This is a genomic window from Desulfurella multipotens (assembly GCF_900101285.1).
GTDB lineage: Bacteria > Campylobacterota_A > Desulfurellia > Desulfurellales > Desulfurellaceae > Desulfurella > Desulfurella acetivorans.
On the sequence record NZ_FMYU01000002.1, the window covers coordinates 129,540 to 150,000 of the forward strand.

22 protein-coding genes (1 of these 22 running past the window's edge) are annotated in these 20,461 nt (G+C 30.8%); 11 read left to right on the plus strand and 11 right to left on the minus strand.

What is annotated here, in order from left to right:
• Positions 1 to 12 precede the first annotated feature (12 nt).
• From purN to BLQ93_RS01935, 9 genes are read right to left on the minus strand one after another with little or no spacing between them, the layout of a single operon-like run.
• Entirely contained in the window at positions 13 to 660 is a 648-nt protein-coding gene (purN, locus tag BLQ93_RS01895; protein ID WP_216818719.1) for a phosphoribosylglycinamide formyltransferase, read from the minus strand.
• On the minus strand, positions 648 to 1,646 hold the full coding sequence (gene purM, locus BLQ93_RS01900) for a phosphoribosylformylglycinamidine cyclo-ligase (RefSeq protein WP_092127835.1): 999 nt from the start codon (positions 1,644 to 1,646) through the stop codon (positions 648 to 650). Before purM ends, purN begins: the two co-directional genes overlap by 13 nt.
• Complete coding sequence (locus tag BLQ93_RS01905) at positions 1,642 to 2,709, minus strand: AI-2E family transporter (protein ID WP_092127799.1); 1,068 nt, start codon at positions 2,707 to 2,709, stop codon at positions 1,642 to 1,644. Before BLQ93_RS01905 ends, purM begins: the two co-directional genes overlap by 5 nt.
• Positions 2,710 to 3,078, minus strand: coding sequence for a hypothetical protein (locus BLQ93_RS01910; protein WP_092127801.1), 369 nt, complete (start codon positions 3,076 to 3,078; stop codon positions 2,710 to 2,712).
• Positions 3,071 to 3,529 carry a LapA family protein gene (locus tag BLQ93_RS01915; protein ID WP_025392622.1) on the minus strand — a complete coding sequence of 153 codons (459 nt, stop codon included), beginning with the start codon at positions 3,527 to 3,529 and terminating at the stop codon, positions 3,071 to 3,073. Before BLQ93_RS01915 ends, BLQ93_RS01910 begins: the two co-directional genes overlap by 8 nt.
• Positions 3,530 to 3,576: 47 nt before the next feature.
• Positions 3,577 to 4,368, minus strand: coding sequence for a pyruvate, water dikinase regulatory protein (locus BLQ93_RS01920; protein ID WP_092127803.1), 792 nt, complete (start codon positions 4,366 to 4,368; stop codon positions 3,577 to 3,579).
• Positions 4,369 to 5,403 carry an LptF/LptG family permease gene (locus BLQ93_RS01925; protein WP_092127805.1) on the minus strand — a complete coding sequence of 345 codons (1,035 nt, stop codon included), beginning with the start codon at positions 5,401 to 5,403 and terminating at the stop codon, positions 4,369 to 4,371.
• Positions 5,387 to 6,175: a 3-deoxy-8-phosphooctulonate synthase gene (gene kdsA, locus BLQ93_RS01930; protein WP_092127807.1), complete on the minus strand. Its 789-nt coding sequence runs from the start codon at positions 6,173 to 6,175 to the stop codon at positions 5,387 to 5,389. The genes BLQ93_RS01925 and kdsA overlap by 17 nt, the downstream gene beginning before the upstream one ends.
• A gap of 34 nt (positions 6,176 to 6,209) precedes the next feature.
• A complete protein-coding gene (locus tag BLQ93_RS01935) occupies positions 6,210 to 7,823 on the minus strand; it encodes a GGDEF domain-containing protein (RefSeq protein ID WP_092127809.1) in 1,614 nt (537 codons plus the stop codon).
• A 78-nt stretch (positions 7,824 to 7,901) separates the two neighbouring features.
• On the opposite strand from BLQ93_RS01935, the gene BLQ93_RS01940 reads away from it, so the two are divergent.
• The 6 genes from BLQ93_RS01940 to BLQ93_RS01965 are packed head-to-tail and all read left to right on the plus strand — an operon-like array spanning position 7,902 to position 13,759.
• On the plus strand, positions 7,902 to 8,105 hold the full coding sequence (locus tag BLQ93_RS01940) for a hypothetical protein (RefSeq protein ID WP_051438163.1): 204 nt from the start codon (positions 7,902 to 7,904) through the stop codon (positions 8,103 to 8,105).
• On the plus strand, positions 8,102 to 9,058 hold the full coding sequence (locus BLQ93_RS01945) for an MFS transporter (RefSeq protein WP_092127813.1): 957 nt from the start codon (positions 8,102 to 8,104) through the stop codon (positions 9,056 to 9,058). The genes BLQ93_RS01940 and BLQ93_RS01945 overlap by 4 nt, the downstream gene beginning before the upstream one ends.
• Entirely contained in the window at positions 9,051 to 10,427 is a 1,377-nt protein-coding gene (locus BLQ93_RS01950) for a potassium channel family protein (RefSeq protein ID WP_092127815.1), read from the plus strand. Before BLQ93_RS01945 ends, BLQ93_RS01950 begins: the two co-directional genes overlap by 8 nt.
• On the plus strand, positions 10,424 to 11,578 hold the full coding sequence (locus tag BLQ93_RS01955) for a cation:proton antiporter (RefSeq protein ID WP_092127817.1): 1,155 nt from the start codon (positions 10,424 to 10,426) through the stop codon (positions 11,576 to 11,578). The genes BLQ93_RS01950 and BLQ93_RS01955 overlap by 4 nt, the downstream gene beginning before the upstream one ends.
• A gap of 44 nt (positions 11,579 to 11,622) precedes the next feature.
• Positions 11,623 to 13,296 carry a glutamine--tRNA ligase/YqeY domain fusion protein gene (locus BLQ93_RS01960; RefSeq protein ID WP_092127819.1) on the plus strand — a complete coding sequence of 558 codons (1,674 nt, stop codon included), beginning with the start codon at positions 11,623 to 11,625 and terminating at the stop codon, positions 13,294 to 13,296.
• A 1-nt stretch (position 13,297) separates the two neighbouring features.
• Positions 13,298 to 13,759 carry a DUF2284 domain-containing protein gene (locus tag BLQ93_RS01965; protein ID WP_092127821.1) on the plus strand — a complete coding sequence of 154 codons (462 nt, stop codon included), beginning with the start codon at positions 13,298 to 13,300 and terminating at the stop codon, positions 13,757 to 13,759.
• Positions 13,760 to 13,763: 4 nt separating this feature from the next.
• On the opposite strand, the gene BLQ93_RS01970 is transcribed toward BLQ93_RS01965, so the two are convergent.
• Positions 13,764 to 14,957: a D-alanyl-D-alanine carboxypeptidase family protein gene (locus tag BLQ93_RS01970; protein WP_092127823.1), complete on the minus strand. Its 1,194-nt coding sequence runs from the start codon at positions 14,955 to 14,957 to the stop codon at positions 13,764 to 13,766.
• Between the two features lie 181 nt (positions 14,958 to 15,138).
• Here BLQ93_RS01970 and BLQ93_RS01975 point away from each other — a divergent pair, with 181 nt between their 5' ends.
• The 5 genes from BLQ93_RS01975 (at position 15,139) to BLQ93_RS01995 (ending at position 20,045) form a co-directional block, all read left to right on the plus strand.
• Entirely contained in the window at positions 15,139 to 15,693 is a 555-nt protein-coding gene (locus tag BLQ93_RS01975) for a DUF4912 domain-containing protein (protein ID WP_159427470.1), read from the plus strand.
• The gene (locus BLQ93_RS01980; RefSeq protein WP_025392611.1) at positions 15,690 to 17,279 is read left to right on the plus strand and encodes a glycoside hydrolase family 57 protein; all 1,590 of its coding nucleotides are present in this window, start codon (positions 15,690 to 15,692) and stop codon (positions 17,277 to 17,279) included. The genes BLQ93_RS01975 and BLQ93_RS01980 overlap by 4 nt, the downstream gene beginning before the upstream one ends.
• The gene (locus tag BLQ93_RS01985; RefSeq protein WP_092127827.1) at positions 17,276 to 19,399 is read left to right on the plus strand and encodes an LPS-assembly protein LptD; all 2,124 of its coding nucleotides are present in this window, start codon (positions 17,276 to 17,278) and stop codon (positions 19,397 to 19,399) included. The genes BLQ93_RS01980 and BLQ93_RS01985 overlap by 4 nt, the downstream gene beginning before the upstream one ends.
• Positions 19,380 to 19,649, plus strand: a complete 270-nt coding sequence (locus BLQ93_RS01990; protein WP_025392609.1) for an EscU/YscU/HrcU family type III secretion system export apparatus switch protein — start codon at positions 19,380 to 19,382, stop codon at positions 19,647 to 19,649. Before BLQ93_RS01985 ends, BLQ93_RS01990 begins: the two co-directional genes overlap by 20 nt.
• Before the next feature lie 99 nt (positions 19,650 to 19,748).
• Positions 19,749 to 20,045 carry a TrmO family methyltransferase domain-containing protein gene (locus BLQ93_RS01995; RefSeq protein ID WP_159427471.1) on the plus strand — a complete coding sequence of 99 codons (297 nt, stop codon included), beginning with the start codon at positions 19,749 to 19,751 and terminating at the stop codon, positions 20,043 to 20,045.
• Between the two features lies 1 nt (position 20,046).
• Here the strand turns inward: BLQ93_RS01995 and BLQ93_RS02000 are convergent, their stop codons facing one another.
• A protein-coding gene (locus BLQ93_RS02000; RefSeq protein ID WP_092127830.1) for a C-GCAxxG-C-C family protein crosses the window boundary here: on the minus strand, positions 20,047 to 20,461 show its 3' portion. It continues 341 nt past the right edge of the window; 415 of the gene's 756 nt are visible here — the last part of the coding sequence; its start codon lies beyond the right edge, outside the window — the gene reads right to left on this strand; its stop codon occupies positions 20,047 to 20,049.

Below are 20,461 nucleotides of genomic sequence, written 5' to 3' on the forward strand. Positions count from 1 at the left end.
GCAGTGCCTCCTCTAATAAGGGTTTATAATAAAATCTTCAGATTGTTTAATATCTTTAAACTGAGCTTTAGAACCCTGAGGTGTTTTGATATAGGTTACCTTTGATTCAATAATAAATTTTATTGCCATTGAGTAAATTTTGTGTTCAACTTTTAAGATTCTATCAGCAAGACTTTCTGGTGTATCATTTTCATGCACACTAACTGCACCTTGTATTATAATGGGCCCACTGTCAAGTTCATTTGTAACAAAATGTACAGTTGCACCACTTATTTTAACACCAGCTTCTATCGCTTGTTTTTGTGGGTGCAAGCCTTTGAAAAGTGGCAATAATGATGGGTGTATATTTAAAATTTTACCTTCAAATGTATCTACAAAACTATCATCTAGTATACGCATAAAGCCAGCAAGCACGATTAAATCAGGCTCATATGGTAAAATGTTATCAATTAATTTTTTAGCATAGTCTTTTCTTGTTAAACCTTTTGGATCTAAAAAAATCGTTTGGATATTATTTTGTTTTGCTATTTCAAGACCTGCACATTGTTTGTCTGATACAACGCAAACAATCTGTGCTTTTAAAAACCCATTTTTTATGTTATCCAGTATTGCTTTAAAATTTGAGCCTCTACCAGATAACATGCAAACTATTTTAAACAAACCCCACCTTCTTTAACCACATATCCGATAGGATAACTTATTATTTTGTTATATTGTAAAGTTTCAAGTACAATATCTTTATTATGTTCATCAACCACTACAACAAAACCAACACCCATATTGAATGTCCTATACATTTCTTCTTTTGAAAGTTTTGCAATATCAGCAACTAATAAAAATTCTTCCTGTGTTTTTATTGTTTTTGTGTCAATTTCGCAACCAAGCCCCTGAAGGCAGCGAGGTATATTTTCAATAAAGCCCCCACCTGTGATGTGCGCTGCAGCTTTTATATATTGTTTTATAAGTTTAACAGTAGAGACATAAATAAGCGTAGGTGTTAACAAAATTTCACCAAGTGTTTTATTGTTTACAATTGTATCAAGTTTATATTTTGCAATTTCAAAGAACGCTTTTCTTATCAGAGAGTAACCATTTGAATGAAAACCGCTTGATGCGATGCCTATTAAGCAATCACCTTCTTTAACATTACCTTTAAATAAATCTTCTTTTTTTCCAATACCCACGCAAAAACCCGCTAAATCATACTCTCCTTCGTTATACATAGAAGGCATCTGTGCAGTTTCTCCACCTGCAATAGCACAATTTGCTTGTTTTAAACCTTCTGTTATACCTTTAAATATATCTTCCAATACTTTATCTTCCACGTGGCTATATGCTATATAGTCCAAAAAAAAAGTTGGCATAATGCCTGTTGTTATTATATCATTAACATTCATGGCAACTAAATCAATACCTACGCTATCGTGTTTGTTTGTAGCAAAAGCAATTTTAAGTTTTGTGCCAACACCGTCTGTTGTACTTGCAATTACTGAATCGCACCCAAACTGTTTTAGGCTAAATAGACTGCTAAAACCCCCAATCGTTGATATAAAACCTTCTTTTGGCAAATCTTTTGACAATTTTTTTATATTTTCTACAAACCTATTTCCTTTATCAATATCTACTCCGCTATCTTTATAATTAATCATTTGGTTCCCTTCGATTTTTTAGGATTGGTTCAAAATTTTTATATACAATCATAATAATGCCTGTAATGGGTATAGCAAATATTATGCCCAATATTCCATATAATTCGCCAAAAAATATTATAGCAACCAAAGCAAGAAGTGGATTTATGTTTATTGTTTTAGAAAAAATAAGGGGTGCAACGATATTTCCAATAATAAAGTGTATTGATATAAAAACCACTCCTACTTCAAGTGTAAGCAGTAAGCTTTTGTTTACAGCTATTGCAAGAAAAAGTGGAGGTATGATTGCTACTATGCTTCCAATATATGGTACAATGTAGGCGAGACCGCTTAATATAGCAAATATAATGGAATAGTCTAATCCAACTATTTTAAAGCCAATATATGTAAGAATTGTAACAAGCAATATTATAATTAAAAGTCCTTTTATATAACCTATACTCATTTCGTAAATTTGTATAAAAACATTTAGATATGGCTGACCCAAAACATAATATATAAACTTTTTCAAACTTGATCTATAGTAGTTTCTTGAAACAAGCATAAAATAAGATATTATTGGTGTTATTACTAATGCCGAAAGAGCAGTTAAGCCCTTTATAATACTGAACATTGATGACAAAGCAAAACTTGGCGCAGAAGTTTGTATATTGCTAACAAGATTATTTAGAAAAACTATAATTTCTCTTCTCCAACCAAAGCGTGCTAGAATGGAATAATACAAATGGTTCAATACATTTTCTAAGTTTACAATAAGTTGAGGTATAGATTTATCCAGTTTGTTTATCTGTTGTATTAAAACAGGTACAATTAAAGAAAATATAAACACAATTAAAGATAATGCAAATAAAATACCAAAAAGTGACGAAACCCACACAGGGATGCCAATACGACTTGTAAATTTAACAAAAGGATAAATGCTTTCACTTAAAAAGTATGAAAAAATAAGAATTACTGTAAAAAAAACTACCTTAAAAAATAATAAATAAACTAACCCAATAATTAGGGCAAAAAAAGCTATATGCTCAAAGTAAGTCTTTTGCTGGTTATTGATTAAAATTTATATAACCTCTTCTTCTTGTTTTTCTCTTAATCGTGCCCTAATTTCTTTTAGGCGTTCTTTTTCTTCCTGAATAGCTTTTTGAGCTTCTTCTATATTTTCTATTAAAAATTTCTTCTTTTCATCAATATAATCTTTACCTTTTTCAATTAATTCTTTTGAGCTTTGGGCTATTTTTGAAGCCAGATTTTCTATTTTTTCTTCAATATTTTCCTTTTGCTGTTTTAATGTTTCAATACTTCTATCTTTTATTGTTGATAATTTATCTTTAGCTTCATTAGATTTTTCAGATTTCAAAAACCATATTATTGCTGCACTTGCTGCAGCAGCCCCAATTAATGCAATACTCAGTAAGTATTTTTTACTCATCTTTATCTCCTTTGAATTTTTTTACAAAATTTACTATACCAAACAAATATGCATAAACCTCATCCAACTTTTCTTCAATCGATTCTACCCTATCAAATACATACTCAATGTGAGCTTTTGCTTTCTTATTCGTATCAATTACAAGATTGCTAACAGAATTTGAAGCTTCTTTTGCACCATCTAAAATATCAGAAAGTGTTTCTTTTGCTTTATTTGACAGTTCTTTTACACTAACAAGTATTTCTTTTGACATATTCATCATATCTGTTGCTTTATAAAACATATCTTTTGAATCAGCTACAAATGGTTGAATTTCTTGTTTGATCTCATCAATTTTTTTTTGTAATTTATTATATTGATTTTTAACCAAAATTAAAGCAACCAATCCCGATATAGCAAAACCTAAATAAACAACCGCTATAATAACTAGTGAAACCTCACCTATATTCATTAACTCACCTCCTAATTAGCTAATTATATAATGAAAGCATTTAAAAATCAAATTTTTTTAGACAAATATTCTATTATTTCGCTTGCTGCTTCTTCAATAGACTTTTTTGTAACATCAATTTTTTTCCACGATGGGTGTTTTTTGTATAAATTTTCTGCGTATTCTATTTCTTCGTAGATTTTTGACATTTGTGCATAGGATTTAACACCGAGTTTTTTTGCTCGTTCTTGCCTTATCTCAAACAATCGTTGAGGACTAATGCTTAAAAAAAATATTTTATCCTGATTAACTCTATTTAGCGCATCTGGTAATTTTTCGTCCTTAACTATAGCAAAGTTTGCTACTTTGTAGCCTTCTTGTGATAGGTATATACTAAGTGGTGTTTTACTGGTTCTTGAGAGTCCAATTAAAATAATATCCGCCTTGTCAAGATCCTTTGCACTTTTGTTGTCATCATGCATTACAGTGTATTCTATAGCTTTTATCTTTTCAAAATATTTGTCACTAATAGTATGTAAGAGTCCTGATGCCTTTATAGCTTTTTCCTGTAGAAATGTTTCAAATTTTTCTATAAAATAACCAAATAGATCCATTACTTCAATATTGTTTTGCATAAAAATATTTGTTATATTAAGTCTTAAGTCATTGTTTGCAATCGTTGCCACAATAAGCGGTTTTTCAATTAAGGCTTTTTTTAGTATTTCATTTGTTTTTGCGCTATTCACATTGCCAAAACGTCTGAGCACTATCTCTGATTTTGGAAAATGAACCAAAAATGCTCTAACAAATCTTAAAGCAGTTTCTCCTGTGCCATCAGAGACTACATAAATATACTTCATCTAATTCTCCAAAACTTTTTTCAAAAAATAGAAAAACCATATTAAAATAAAACCTGTAACAGGAAATATTGGGTTTATAATTTTAGACTGTGCCATGGCATTAAATAGCATTAATATACCTAAAAAAGCTAAAGAATACAGTGTGCCTAAAAAAACCTTGCGTACAAAATCGTCTTTTCTTGCAGAAATATTTGTACTCATAAATATCAGGCACGGTAAAATTGCAATAATACTTAATGCGTAAACAATCTTAAAGACGATTTCTGAGACATATAAAAAACGGTTGTGTTTTATGCTTAAGTATTTTTTGTAGAGTTCTATAATGTTTGGCGTTTGATATTCTAAGCCTTTTACAAAACTAATAAAGTTAAATTCGCTAAGTCTTAAACTGTCCTTAGATGATAAATTAATACTGCTTTTTGACAGATCTATGATTGTAGGTTTTTCCAAGATTAATCCAGATTTAGTAAATTTACCCATATTAGAAAAAATTACTTTTTTAATACTATCTGGACTTACAATATATGCTTCTATATCGCTTGCCAATTTTTGATTGTAAAAAATGGAATTAATTTTTACAAAAGTATCACCTTCTTTTGCCCAGAGGTTCTGATTTTTATTTTCTATATAAATTTCTCTAATAAGCAAGGCTTTATCGTATGTATATGGGACAATAAAATTATCTAGCGCAATCATAAAAAAAACCAAAAAAATAGCTATTGTGTAAATTGGTTTTGCTATTTTAAGTGTACTGATGCCACTATTTTTCATAGCTAAAATTTCGTTTGTATATGCCATGTATCCTAATGTTATAAGTGTGCTTATGCTAAATATAAAAGGAAGCAAAATGTAAGCCATTTTTGGTGTGTATGCAAGGTAATAAGATAAAGCAAACGATAGTTTTACTTTATTAGAAATAATTGTTGATAGATTATTAAAAAAATCAATTACATAAAACAGACTAAGAGCACTAATAAAAACTAGTAGAAAAATTTTTATAAACCGCTTTGCGATATAATTATAAATAAGTTTCATATTTTTTTGATATATACCAGTGTTCTAATATTTCTGGTATGGCATGTTCAAATTCATCCAGACTTAACATGTTTGAAGCATCAGAAAGTGCTTCTTTTGGGTTTATATGCGTTTCAAAAAATAAACCATCAACATTAATACTTGCTGCTGCTTTTGCTAGAAATGGTGCATATTGTGGTGTGCCAAGACTGCTTTTTGCGCCACCTGGTAGTTGCATTGAGTGTGTAGCATCGTAAATTACAGGTACACCAAGCTCTTTCATTATAAGCATACCTCTAAAATCAACCACTAAGTTATTATACCCAAAGCTTGATCCTCTTTCTGTTAACCATACATTGTCATTGCCAGAAATTTTAACTTTTTCTACTGCATATTTCATATCCCATGGTGCCATGAATTGCCCTTTTTTTATATTTACAATTTTACCAGTTTTTGCAGCTGCAACCAAAAGATCTGTTTGTCTGCATAGAAAAGCCGGTATTTGTATAACATCAACTGTATCTTTAACAATATCTGCCTGGTTAGGCAAGTGTATATCGGTCGTGAGTCTCATATTAAAAGTTTTCTTAACTTTTGCCAGAATTTCCATACCTTTAAAAATATCAACACCTCTGTAAGAATCAATACTTGAGCGGTTTGCTTTATCAAATGAAGCTTTAAAAATTATTTCTATGTTGAACCTTTCACTTATTTGTTTTAGCCTTTGGGCAATTTTTAATACAATTTCTTCAGATTCTATAACGCAAGGTCCTGCAATAAAAAATTTATCCATTTCTTTCCTCCCTAAATATATACCAAATAAATGTTTAAGTTTCAAATTCAACGACTGTGTTTTTTCCTCTTTTTTTAGCTTGATACATTGCATAATCTGCATTTTTTATACAATCTGTAAAATTTTTACAACTATCAGGCCAAAAAGCTATACCAATACTAATAGTTCTTCGTATGCCATTTAAAGTAAATGCTTCAACACTGTTTTTAATACGATTTGCAATGCTAAAAGCAACATTTTTTGGCACGTTTTTTAATATTACAACAAATTCTTCTCCACCGTATCTTACACACACATCGTTTTCTCTTAGGTTTTGATTTATTATTTTGGCAATTTCTTTCAAAAATTGATCGCCTGTTTTGTGTCCGTATGTGTCGTTTAAAGATTTAAAATTATCAATATCTATAAACAAACATGCAAAATTAATGTTGTTTCTTTGTGTTTCATTGAATAATAAAGATAGGTATTCATCCAGAAATAGCCTGTTATATGCATTTGTTAGAGGATCTTTGTATGTTTGGTTTTTAAAAATGTTTATCGTTAGTGTGTAGCCTATTACATCTTTTACCTGTTCAAATAGTTTTTTGATTGCCTTTGAGTCACTTATTGGCTTTTTATCTATTAATTGAACAATTATAGTTGTATTGTTTTTGTAAAATTTATCAAATAATGGCAAACATACTATATGATAGTCTTTTGAGCACTCTGATTGTATGTTGCTTTGCAGTCCATTTTTTATAGATTGAAAACATTTGCACTGTGATATATCGTTATATGAAATTTTGCAATTTTCACAGTATATCTTATTGGCATAGGTTTTTTTAATTAAGTTATTTTCCACAATAAATATATTAACATCAAAAAGATTATACTCTTGTTTTAATAATTTTCTAAAAGCTTCATACATTCGATCTATATCTTCAAATTGTAGCAGTGCATTTTTAATTTTTTGGATTTTAATTATGTTGTTTGAGTAATCTAAAAAATTATTTATAATACAGCTTACTTCGTCGCTTGAGCATGAGGTTTTCAAAGCAGGATTGGTTAAGTCTTTAAATTCTTCTGATAATTTTTTAAGCAATTTAATTTTTTTGTCAAATTTTGACAAAATATTGTAAAAAATTACAAAAGATACAATAAAAACAACAAGTCCTATTAAAAAACTTTTAATGAGAAATTTATAAAACAACTGCTTTGCATAAGATAAGTTTTGATTAAGAACTTTGTTGATATAGCCTTTTTTAACAGCGCCTATTACTTGCATATTTGGAAATATATCAACAGACTGCTTTATCATAGATCCATTAGGTATAGTATTAAGATTAAAGATGCGGTTTTCATATTTTATATAAAAGTGGTAATTTTTATTGAAGTTTAGTTGTTTTAGATAATTTATTATTTGTTGTGGGTTTTGGTTTTTATTTTTGTATATTTCGCTTTTTATGTATAGAAGCTGTGAATTTAGCGCCTGTTTTTCTTGAGCAATTATTTGGCTTTTTATATAATTTTTTTGCAGGTTAAAATAGCCAATACTTATTGCAAAAAATACAAGGTAGCCACTTAATCCAATTAAAACAATCAAAACTACAAACCAAAACAAAAGTTTGTATTTTATGTAATAGTTTATTTTGGCAAATAGCCTTTTCATTATAAAAATTATACCATAAATTAACAAACTAATAAAGAATGAATTAGCATTTTTTTAAAAATCTGTTATAATCATTGTGTGAATTGGTTTGCTTTGATTTTGCTATCTATTGGCCATATTGTAACTGATATCAATCAAAGCGCAGTACCTGCTATGCTACCTTTTTTTAAAAAAGAGTTTGCTTTAAATTATGCACAAACAGGTATTATTTTGCTTGTTACAAATGTTTTTTCTTCTGTAATACAGGTATATTTTGGATACATAGGCGATAAAAAAACATGAGATATTTGATAGTTTTGGGTATTTTACTTGCAAGCGTGGGTGTTGGGTTTTCTGGTTTAACCAGCAATTTTTATTTATTGCTTTTACTTGTTGCACTAAGCGGGCTTGGAGTTAGCGCATTTCACCCAATGGCTTTTAATGAAGCAAGCAACTATACAGGTGATAAAAAAGCTACAGGTATGAGTATATTCTCATTGGGTGGCAATATTGGTTTTGCTATTGGTCCACCATTGATTTATTTTTTGATATATAGGTTTGATATGAAAGGTACACTAGGTGTTTTAGTAATAAGTTTGCCTATTATTTTTTTGATACAGATTTTGCTTCTTAGCAAAAAAACAAAAAAAACGCACAAAAAAAGTATAAATTTGCCGCTTGAATTTAGTATAGACAGATTAAGTTTGTTTTTGCTTATCTTATACATAATGTTTAGAACATGGATTTATTTTGGTTTAATGTCATACTTGCCATTTAAATACGCAATGTATTTAAAAGATCAACCTTCATTTGTTTCAATATTGTTGTTTTGCTTGCTTTCTGGTGGTGCTGTGGGCACAATATTTGGTGGTATGCTAGCAGATAGAATTGGTACAAAAAATGCTTTACTTGTAACTATGATCATGACGTTTGTTTTAAATATAATTTTTAACAATGTAAAAAATGAAACTGTACTATTTATTTTTGCATTTTTGGTAGGATTTGTTTTGGTATCTACATTTTCTGTAACTGTAGTGCTTGCTCAAGAATTTTTGCCACATAAAAAAGCACTTGCTTCTGGTATAGCAGCAGGCTTTGCCATTGGCACAGGTGGTATTGGTGTTAGTTTATTTGGTGTAGTTAGTGATCATTTTGGATTAAGTGCAGTTTTTTATATTATTGAAGCATTGCCTGTTTTTGCCATTATTTGTTCAATTTTAATAAAGAAGCCAAAACCGGTCAAGATTTATGGATAGGCCTTTTGTAATTTTATGTGGTTTGGGGTATTTTGAAGTAAAACTACTTGAAGCTGTATCACAATTATATCCTGTAGTTGCAATTGACATAGATCCAATAAAAATCAACTCACTGAAACCACAATTTGAGGATTGTGAGTTTTTGCATGCGGATGCAAGCAGTATTCTTACATGGAAAAAGTTGGATTTAAAAAATCTTGTTGCAGTTATTACAACATTTACAGATAGCGATATAAACCTTGAGGTTTGTCGAATAATAAGGCTTAATTTCCACTCAGATAAACCAATTATAGTTTTATCATACAGTGAGGATCGTCAGGAAGAGTTTAAACAGTACAATGCTAAAATAATAAAACCCATCGATATGGCTATTGAGGCTGTTATTGGAAGGCTGCAAAGAAATTATTCGAAAGCTATAAATATAGGTCTTGGGCAGTCCGAGATCATAGAAGTTAGCGTTTTGTCAAAATCTCACATAACTGACAAAAAATTAAGCAAACTAAAAGCAAAGAGTTGGCATGTAGCTGCAATCTATAGAGACGATCAGTTAATTATACCAAATGGCGATTCTGTTATTAAGATAAATGATAAGGTTATACTTGTAGGAAACCCAAGAACACTTGAAAATATTTCAAATATTTTACTAAAAGGCATACCTCAGTTTCCCTTACAGTATGGACAGGAATGTATAGCTTTAGAAAACAGCCCAAAAAGCATAATCAATGAAACAATGTATTTATCAGAAAATTTATCGGCTAAATTTACGCTTGTTTCGTACAAGTTTCCTTTAGCAGATAGGTTAAATCACCCAAAGCTTAGTACGCCCGATACAATTGTAGATAAATTGAAAGATATTTTTACCTTAAAAGAAGATGTAGGCTTGTATATATTCCCAGAATTTGACGATTTTTTAAATTTAAAGTTGAAATCGATTTTTAAAAAATGCACAAAGCCATTTTTAATAGCAAAAGGTGCATATCCGTACAAAGGCATAATAGCCGTAATGAATTCTTTTGATATGCTTGGTGTTCTTGAGACCACAATTGAATTATCAAAAATATTCAATGTTGAATATAGAGTACTGTTAAATGTTATGCCAGATAGCCTGTCTACTTTGAGCGAAAAAATCCAGATTAGGAAAGCTGCCGCTTTGGTTCGTGATTTTGAAAGTGTGTATAAAACAAAGATAAATTTTAAAACGCAGGTTAAAAATCCTGTTGTGGGCACAATTGAGTTTACAAAGCATTTCCCAAATCATCTTGTGGTGCTAAATTATAAAAAAAATTCAAAAATATCTTTTTTAAAGCCTCATATAGCTTATTTAATTGTAAAAAAAATAAAAAATAGCGCTTTAGCAGTGCCATTATGAGCGATCTGGATGTTTTTAGACTGTTACTTATAATATTTGGAATGTTTATAATGCCTTTCATATCAAAAAAAATAAACATACCTTTTGCGGTTGGCGAGATACTTTATGGAATTTTAATTAAAAATACGTTTCCTATTAATTGGCATGATTCTGCTATTGTAAATTTTTTATCATTGTTTGGCTTTATTGTGCTCATGTATATGGCTGGGCTTGAGCTTGATATAAGAACGCTCAAGAATGTTACAAAAAAAGATGCATTTGCATTTGTTTTGTATTTTTTTGTAGTTATCGGTTTTGCTTTTTTTATTGCAAAACAAATGAATAAACCTGCAATTTATGCACTGGCATTTAGTGTTACTTCTATTGGTTTGTTGTACCCTGTTTTAAAAGAGCATAATATGATTAATAAGCCGTTTGGTTTAAAGATACTGATACTTGGAAGTATCGGTGAAATTATGAGTCTATTTGCTATAATAATTTTTAACCTTTATTTTAAGTTTGGCTTTAGTTTAGAATCTTTGATAAAACTAACACAGCTTGCCGTATTTGTGATACTTTCTATTTTGTTTTTAAGGCTTCTTAGGCTTTTTTTGTGGTGGTTTCCTCATTTGAGCGAAATTTTTCTTAAAACTGGTAACACTACAGAAACAGGCATCAGAACAAATTTTTTAAATCTTATAGTTTTTGTATTTTTATCAGATATATTAGGCATAGAACCAATCCTTGGTGCTTTTATAAGTGGTCTTATTTTATCTTTATCGTTACAGGAAAATGAAAATATCAAAACAAGTTTTGGCATAATTGGCAATGGCTTTTTGATTCCTATTTTTTTTATTCATGTGGGCTTGTCTTTTGACTTAAGTGCAATGATGAGTTTAAATATGATCAAAGATGCTTGTTTGGTTGCAATTGTGATAGTTTTGGTAAGATACATGTCCAGCTTTGTTTTGCTGTTTTCTGATTTTAAATTGAGAGAAATTTTTATAGCACCAATTGGTATTTCTTTCCCTTTGACTTTGCTTGTTGCCGTATCGCAATTTGGTAAAAGTTTTGGTATTTTGGATGCAAAAGGCGCTAGCATGCTAGTGTTAAGTGCAATGCTAACAAGTTTTATATACTCAAATGTATTTAAATCAATACCTTTGCGCTAATTGTATTGATTTCTGCGCCTAAATTTTGTAGAATAATCGTTTGTATGGATAAGTCATTTGAAGCTTCAAATTTTATAGAAGAAATTATTATAAAAGACTTGCAGGATGGCAGGTTTAATTATGTTCAAACGCGTTTTCCTCCAGAACCAAATGGTTATTTGCATATAGGACATGCCAAAGCTATCGTGATTAACTTTGAAATAGCCAAAAAATTTGGTGGCAAATGTAATTTGCGTTTTGATGATACAAATCCTACAAAAGAAAATATTGATTATATAAACGCCATAATAGACGATGTTAAATGGCTTGGTTATGACTTTGGTGATAAAGTTTATTATGCTTCAGATTACTTTGATGAAATGTATGAGCTTGCTAAAAAACTTATTGAGAAAGGCAAAGCATATGTTTGCAACCAAAGCCCAGAAGAAATTAGACAAAGCAGAGGCACATTAACTCAGCCAGGTATTGAGAGTCCTTACAGAAATAGAAGTGTAAAAGAAAACTTAGATTTATTTGAAAAGATGAAAAATGGAGAATTTAAAGAAGGTGAGTGCGTATTAAGGGCAAAAATTGACATGTCTCACCCAAATTTAAATATGCGAGACCCAGTTATGTATCGCATAATCAAAACGCCCCATCATAGGACAAAAGATAAGTGGTGTATTTATCCTACATATGATTGGGCGCATGGTTTGGAAGATTCTATAGAAAAAGTTACGCATTCGTTGTGTACACTTGAGTTTGAAGATCACAGAATTTTGTACGATTGGTTTTTAGATGAGCTTGGTGTATTTCACCCAAGGCAGATTGAGTTTGCAAGGCTAAATTTAACATATACAGTATTGAGCAAGCGAAAACTTTTGCATTTAGTTGAAAATGGTTACGTAAATGGGTGGGATGATCCTAGAATGCCTACAATTAAAGGTTTAAAAAGACGCGGATTTACAAGAGATTCTATAGTTGATTTTATAAAAACAATAGGTGTAACAAAAAGCAATTCTATTGTAGATTATGCATTACTTGAGCATTGTGCCAGGCAAGATTTGAACAAAAAAGCAAAACGCGCTATGGTTGTGCAAGATCCAATTAAACTTATAATTGAAAATTACCCGGATGATAAGGTAGAATACCTTGAGGCAGTTAATAATCCAGAAGATGAATCTTATGGCAAAAGGCTAGTTTCTTTTAGCAAAGAACTATTTATTGAAAGAAATGATTTTGCTATAGATCCGCCTAAAGGATTTTATAGGCTAAAAGTTGGCCAAGAAGTTAGGCTTGTATTTGCATACTATGTAGTTTGCACTGGTTACGAAACAGACGAAAATGGCAATGTAGTGACAGTTAGGTGTACTTATGATCCAAACTCCAAAGGTGGCTGGAGTTTGGATGCTAGAAAGGTTAAAGGTACAATTCATTGGGTAAATGCAAAAGATTATCTTGATGTTGAACTTAGAATATACGATAAGCTATTTTTAAAGGAAAACCCTGAAGAAACAGAAGAAGAAAAAGATTTTACATCAAATTTGAACCCAAATTCACTTGTAATAAAGCTTGCAAAAGCAGAAAAATCTTTACTTGAAGCAAAAGATTTTGAAAATTTTCAATTTTTAAGACTTGGTTATTTTTGCAAAGACCCAGATTCAACAAAAAACCATTTAATATTTAATAAAACTGTTGATTTAAAAGATAGCTATTCAAAAATTCTAAAAAAATCTTAAAATGCATATCATTTTCGAAAAATTTGTTAAAATAAGTAAAATTAAAATTTCACCAAAAAGTATTATAAAATGTACAAATTGCCCACAGTATAATAAAAATCCTTCATGTCCGCCAAATTCACCAGATTATTTTTTATCTGTCAAATGGATATCAAGCTACAAAAAGGCACTATTTATTAAATGCTACATTGACAATACAATGTTTGAACACGAAAAAAGAGAAATGATTAAAATGTTACTTGAAAAAGAAAAGTATTTTTTTTCCCAAAATAAATTTTATGCATATGCATTGTTTCCAGGCAATTGCAATTTGTGTCCTGTATGCTCGTATGAAACAACAAAAGTTTGTCAAAAGCCATCAAGTGTACGTTATTCACTGGATGCTGTGGGTATACAGTTAGATTCTCTAGTAAAAATTGATTTTTCAGAAAGCGTTTTGTACGGTTTAGTTTTGATTGAGTAAATTGTTATAGTCTTGTTAGTTTCTGTATTAGTGTTGGTTTATTTATACTGCTTTGAGCAACAAGTGGTATTTTTTTGTCACTATAAATTAGATTGCCAACTATTTGACCTTTGCTAATTGGCAATTTTAGTTTTTTGTCCAACACTATCTGTAAATGTGTATTTTTTGAGGGCCAGACAATTGATGAAAGAGAATCTTTTGCAATTAAATTTGTTTTAAAACCGTTTGGATAAACCAATGTAGCAATTAACTGATTTTTCTTTACAATTTCTTTTAAGTCAAGGTAAGGTTTTAGGCTATCTAAAGCTTTTATTGCGCCATTTAAAGCTGTCATTAGAGGTTCTTTTCCGCTTGCACCAAATATTGCACCAATAATAGTTACTTTTTTGTAACTAACAAAATGATCTGCAGCAAACACAAAATTAGCTCCAATTTGTGGCATTGAGCCTGTTTTTATACCAACAATCCCATCTTTTCTAAGGACATAGTTTACATTATATACTGTGCCGCAAACAGGCAAAGTAGCTTGAGCCATACCAACGATTGATCTAAAAGTGTGCAGTTCAAATGCTTTTTGTGCCAGCAAAACCTGGTCATAGGCGCTGCTTTGAGTCTTTAGACTAATACCAGCTGGATCAGCATAATGCGTATTTGTCATGCCAAGTTCTTTTGCTGTTTGATTCATTTTTAATACAAAATTTTCAACACTGCCTGCATCCCACCTTGCAAGCAGAGTTGCAATATTATTTGCAGATGGCAAAAGCAAAGCTTCTAGCATTTGTCTTTCGTTTAATTTTTCACCAGCTTCGACTTTTACTACGGATTGACCATCGGCTTTATCTTTTAAGTATTCTTCAACATCGCGTTTTGTTATGGTTAACGCTTCTCCATTTTGGCCAAATTGGAGCGGATGATCTTTAAGAATGATGTATGCTGTCATTATTTTTGCTACACTTGCTGTTGGAAACGGTGATTGATTTGGTGTTTTATCAATAAATCCTTCGTTTTGTATTGCAAGCGCACACTGAGTATTTTGCGGCCAGTTTATTTGTAGTGAGCCGCTAGTTGTTTGGTTAGTGGCCATGATAAGCTTTAATTTTGGTTTGCCAATAGGTCTTAGTATTTGTATCAGCGCTAAAATTATTAAAATTGTAATCAAAACTGGTAATTTACTTTTTTTTCTTTTTTCTGCTTTCATTACAACCTCCAAACAAACTTTAAGATTAAAAGAATTTTTTATAAAGTCAAGTTTTTTTGTGAAGCAATTTTTATAAATATTCTAACTTGTTTAAAAATTAAAGCAATGATAGGATAAAATCTGTATTTATTTGACAGTTTAATTAAATTTTAGTATGTTAAAGCTAAATAGGAGGGTAGCAATGAATGGTTTAAATATTCAATTAAATGAACAAGAATACGTAGAAAGTATTAAATACTATAGTGGTACATATTGGCAACAGGTTGAAGATACTGCCATAAGAGAATGCTTTAATACTGTAAGATTTATTGCTTTTGCTGTAAACCCTACAGATATTTTTACATTTTGGGAATACGAAAAAAAGTATGATTCTAAACTTTATATAAGGCTATTTGATGTTACAAATATAGATAATTTTTTTGAAGGTAAGTTTAATTGGTATAAAGATATATATGTAGGAAATTATTGTGGAAGATATAGAATTAATGGTCTTATACCATCTGCTAATTTTGTATTGCAACTGGGAGTTTTTTCTGAAAATAAATTTGTAAGGCTTTTGCAGTCAAATTTTGTTAGAATGCCAAATAATTCAATTTCTACTAATACAACAATAAAAATGGCAACAAAGGTTTTCGATAAGTTTGAAAAAAGTAGTGTAAAGATAGAAAAAATTACATATTTTTATTTTGGTAATTTTAGAGAGCCAGCTCAAACATCTCAAGGAGTAATAAAATGAGTGGTTATTTGAATTTAGTTTTACATGCACATTTGCCTTTTGTAAGACATCCTGAGTTTGAAGATTTTTTGGAAGAAGATTGGTTTTATGAAGCATGCCTTGAGACATATATGCCACTTTTGTCTATGTTTGAAAGACTTCGCAAAGACAATATTCCATTTAAATTAACAATGAGCATTACACCAACGCTTGCAAGCATGATGAAAGATGGTTATTTGATTGGAAAACTAGAAAAAAGGATATATAAGCTAAAAGAGCTTATTAGTAAAGAAAAACAAAAAAAGGCAAATACACCTTTTTATAATACTATTCTAATGTACGAAAATTGGATTGAAAGTAACCATCAAATTTTAGAAAAGTATGATTTTGATTTAACAAAGGGTTTTAAAAAATTTTATGAAAGTGGAAATTTAGAGCTTATAACATGCAATGCAACGCATGGTTTTTTGCCTTTTATGCAGGCACTACCAAAATTGGTTGAGGCTCAAGTCAAAGTGGGTGTTGATAGTTTTAAACAAACATTTGGTTTTAAACCAAGTGGTATCTGGCTTGCTGAATGCGGGTATTATAGGGGCATTGAAGAAATTTTGCAAAAAAACGATATTGAGTATTTTTTTGGCGAAACACACAGTATTATGTATGCAGACGAAATGCCAAAATATGGTGTTTATGCACCAATGTATACACCGAGTCTGGTTGCATGCTTTGCCAGAGATCCGGAATCTTCAAAGCAGGTTTGGAGTGCCAAAGAAGGCTACCCTGGCGATTTCGATTACAGGGAATTTTATAGAGATATTGGTTATGACGAAGATTACGATTACATAAAGCCTTATTTACATTTAGATGGTCAAAGACGTTTTGTTGGTCTAAAATATTACCGTATAACCTCGAGCTTTTCAGATTTAGGAAGCAAAGAGCCATACAATCCTTTTTGGGCTCAAAATAAAGTCAAAATTCATGCTGCAAACTTTTTGTTTAACAGACAAAAGCAGTTTGAATACCTAAATAGTATAATGGATAGAAAACCTATAGTAAACGCTATGTTTGATTGCGAGCTTTTTGGTCACTGGTGGTGGGAAGGTATAAATTTTTTAGAAGAAATTTTTAGGCAAGCGCATAGTGTAAAAGAATTTGGTGTAGAATTTACTAGTGCAAAAGATTACCTGCGAGAGTTTCCAACAAACCAGATGAGTAATTTATGCGAGTCAAGCTGGGGCTATAAAGGTTATGGGGATGTATGGTGCGAGGGCTCAAACGAGTGGATTTATAGGCCTTTATTTGAAGCTGGCATAAAGATGGTTGAAAAGGCCACGCTTTATAAAAATACCAAAGATAAAAAGATAAAGCGTTTATTAAATCAAATGGCTCGCGAATTGCTCCTTGCACAAAGCTCAGATTGGGCTTTTATTATGAAAACAGGCACTATGGTTGACTACGCAATAAAGCGCACAAAATTGCATCTAAAACGCTTTGAGTTGCTTTTGGATTTTTTAGAAAAACAAGCTGTAGATAAAACCTTTTTGGAAATAGTTGAATTTAGAGACAAAATATTCCCAAAAATATCTTACAAGGTTTATGCACTTTGAAGCAGTTTTTTTTAGTTTTAACTGGCATTTTGATGCTGTTCAACATAGCATTAGCTGCAAAAGATGAGCCCACATTTATAAAAGCAGATCATATTACATACGATGAAGCCATAACTACATATATTGCAAAAGGCAACTGCGAAATTAAAAAAGATAACCATGTATTAAAAGCAGATGAAGCTATCTACAATAAAACAAACGGCATTGTTCAACTGTATGGCAATGTACAAATTTATGATAATGAAGGTGATTGGGTAAAAGGTCCAAAAGCTGTCATAAATATTGATACTTTTAAAGGTTTTGCTGATAATGCGGTTTGCTTTGTTGCAAAAAATCATTTATACATAAAAGCAAAGCGCATAATTATGGATGATAAAAATCACTACTACGCAAGTGATACAACAATTACTGGTTGCGATTGCCCAGAGTGTCTATCTTTTGATACAAAATATGCACCCGAATGGTCAATACATGCAAAAAATACCTATATTGTAAAAAACAATTATGTTTTTAGCTATCCTTTGTGGTTCAATATTGGCAAAGTCCCTGTTTTTGTATTTCCTGCAATAGAAGAACCTCTTGTTAGAAAAAGCGGCTTTTTGTTTCCTAGTTTTGGTTACTCTAAAACAAACGGTTTTAAGTATTACCAACCATATTATTGGGCAATTAATAAATCTCAAGATGCCACATTTACATCACAATACGATGGCAAAATTGGCTATGGTTTAAATACACAGTATAGATATTATTGGACAGATAACATAAAAGGTCAATGGGATATAGAATTGTTTAAAGACACAACGCCTCCAGCAGGCGACATAAAGCGTACAAGACTTAATCTTGATATCACTCAAAACGCAGATTTTAAAAAGTATGGAGATCTCAAGGCAGATATTCATTATTTAAGCAACAAGAACAATTTGCGTGTTATAAATGATGACAATATGCAGCTTACGAGTAACCTCTATACTACAAGCAAGCTAATGTACTCAATACAAAATGGACCATACTTTTTAGGTGTAAATAATTATTTTTACCAGGATCTAGTAGCACCAAATAACTCTCAAACTTTACAAAAACTGCCAGAAGTATTTATGGGAGCAACAAATTTAGACATTTACAAAAAATTGTCATTGGATATTTCTTCACTTTATTCATACAATTACAGACAGGATGGTTTAAGAGGAAATGTTTTGGATATCTCGCCAAGTTTTTCTTACCCATTTAAAATAGGTTTTGTCAATTTTTTACCAACAGCTGGAATTCATTATCTTTTTTCTAATTATTCAAATGGCTTAACTGGTTCGCAATCAAGCGTTGTACCCAAGCTTAGCTTAACTGCTAGAACATCATTTTTTAAAATATACGATTTATCAAGTGGTAATAGATATAAGCATATTATTGCACCAGAAGTTAGCTATACTTTTGTACCAAAGGTCAAACAGGAATTTCCAGATTTTGTAAATACGTATCCCCAAAAAAGTGCACTTAATTTAACGCTTGAAAATACGATAATTAAAAGGACAGTAAACGACAAAGGCGAAGCTGATTACAGAGAAATTTTTTATAATAAAATTACTCAAGAATACAGATTTGCAAATTATGCAAATGCACCAATAAAACCTATAGATCCAATAGATACTTATATTTTTCCACGATATGTTTATTCGAATGGTCCAATTTATGAAGAAACGCGCATTTCACCATTTCCTTTTTTTAATTTTTCTTCTCAGGCTTATTACCAATGGCAAAAACACACATTTACCTACACAGCAGATAACCTAAACTTTAATTTTAATACATTTGGTTTTTCTATTGGCTATACTACAGCAAAAGATTTGGATTTCAATACTACAAGTAATGGTATCACATATTCTGTCTTTTTCTATCCAATAAAGAAGCTTTATACCTACATTAGTTTAAATAGAGATATACTTGATAGTTATTTTCCACAAAAAAGGGCAGGTTTTTATTACACAAGTGATTGCTGGGGCTTTGGTTTGGATGTTTTTCAAAATGCGGTTCCACAGCAAGTAGGTAATACGTATATAGCAAATAAAAATGTAGGCTTTTGGATAACTTTATCACTAAGGGGTATTGGTGTCTTCAAAAAACGATGAGCCAAAAAAGGCAGTTGCGCTAAAATACGTAAAAGAAAAAGATAAAGCACCTAAAGTTATTGCAAAAGGAAAAGGCTACCTTGCATTTATAATAGAAGAAACAGCTAAAAAGCACAACGTTTACATAAAAAAAGAGCCAGCTCTTACACAAGAGCTATATAAACTAAATATTGATAGTCAAATACCAGAAGAATTATACGAAGCCGTTGCAAAAATACTTAGTTTTATTTACAAATTAAAAAAATTATGAGGAAAGCTATGTTTGAAGATCTGGTTTTAGATATAAAGCCTATCGGCTGGGTAGAATCAAGTTTTGAAATTGGTATGAAAGAAAAAACGCAAAGCTATATTGCATATTTTTGATGAGTATACTCAAGGACTTTTTAGATTAGATGAGTTTAAATATATTATGGTTATTTTTTACTTTCACAAGTTCAACGATTTTAACTTGTTAGCAACGCCCCCTCACAATAATCCAGATAAAGCTCAATATGGTGTGTTTGCCACTCACTCACCAAAAAGGCCAAACCATATAGGGGTATCAACTGTGCCAATTTTAGAAGTTGGGCAAAATTACATAAAAATTGACAATTGCGACATGGTGTTTGGTACTCCAATTTTAGACATAAAAGCACAGTGGATCTAATTTAACTTTTAAGTTTGGGTGCGCTAGGTATTGTATGGGTATGGCAATCTACACAATCAAATTGCGCATTTATACCAACAGCTTTTTGTGCATTCCACTGTAATGGTTCATTATATAATCCTTCATGATATTTGTTTAATTCTTCTACAAGTTTATATGCTACACTTGCAGATACTCTTGCGCACCTATCAAGCCTTTGAGCACTTGCTAGAGGGTACCCTGAAGCCTTCATCCACCTACCACATGATACATGGCAAAGGGGCGATTTGCTAGTGGTTTTTGGCATTTTGATATCTGTTTTTGGACACTTTGGCTCAAATGTAGGCAAATTTGTATTGGAGTACCAATACATCAAATTTGATGCTATTAGGCTAGCATAATCAGGTTTATCTTTTTGGGGTTGGCCTATAATTAAA

Bases quoted from the DNA above. Each gene is read 5' to 3' on its own strand.
- BLQ93_RS01910 (WP_092127801.1), bottom strand. From the start codon at position 3,078: ATGAGTAAAAAATACTTACTGAGTATTGCATTAATTGGGGCTGCTGCA.
- BLQ93_RS01915 (WP_025392622.1), bottom strand. From the start codon at position 3,529: ATGAATATAGGTGAGGTTTCACTAGTTATTATAGCGGTTGTTTATTTA.
- BLQ93_RS01920 (WP_092127803.1), bottom strand. From the start codon at position 4,368: ATGAAGTATATTTATGTAGTCTCTGATGGCACAGGAGAAACTGCTTTA.
- BLQ93_RS01925 (WP_092127805.1), bottom strand. From the start codon at position 5,403: ATGAAACTTATTTATAATTATATCGCAAAGCGGTTTATAAAAATTTTT.
- kdsA (WP_092127807.1), bottom strand. From the start codon at position 6,175: ATGGATAAATTTTTTATTGCAGGACCTTGCGTTATAGAATCTGAAGAA.
- BLQ93_RS01935 (WP_092127809.1), bottom strand. From the start codon at position 7,823: ATGAAAAGGCTATTTGCCAAAATAAACTATTACATAAAATACAAACTT.
- BLQ93_RS01945 (WP_092127813.1), top strand. From the start codon at position 8,102: ATGAGATATTTGATAGTTTTGGGTATTTTACTTGCAAGCGTGGGTGTT.
- BLQ93_RS01950 (WP_092127815.1), top strand. From the start codon at position 9,051: ATGGATAGGCCTTTTGTAATTTTATGTGGTTTGGGGTATTTTGAAGTA.
- BLQ93_RS01955 (WP_092127817.1), top strand. From the start codon at position 10,424: ATGAGCGATCTGGATGTTTTTAGACTGTTACTTATAATATTTGGAATG.
- BLQ93_RS01960 (WP_092127819.1), top strand. From the start codon at position 11,623: ATGGATAAGTCATTTGAAGCTTCAAATTTTATAGAAGAAATTATTATA.
- BLQ93_RS01965 (WP_092127821.1), top strand. From the start codon at position 13,298: ATGCATATCATTTTCGAAAAATTTGTTAAAATAAGTAAAATTAAAATT.
- BLQ93_RS01970 (WP_092127823.1), bottom strand. From the start codon at position 14,957: ATGAAAGCAGAAAAAAGAAAAAAAAGTAAATTACCAGTTTTGATTACA.
- BLQ93_RS01975 (WP_159427470.1), top strand. From the start codon at position 15,139: ATGAATGGTTTAAATATTCAATTAAATGAACAAGAATACGTAGAAAGT.
- BLQ93_RS01980 (WP_025392611.1), top strand. From the start codon at position 15,690: ATGAGTGGTTATTTGAATTTAGTTTTACATGCACATTTGCCTTTTGTA.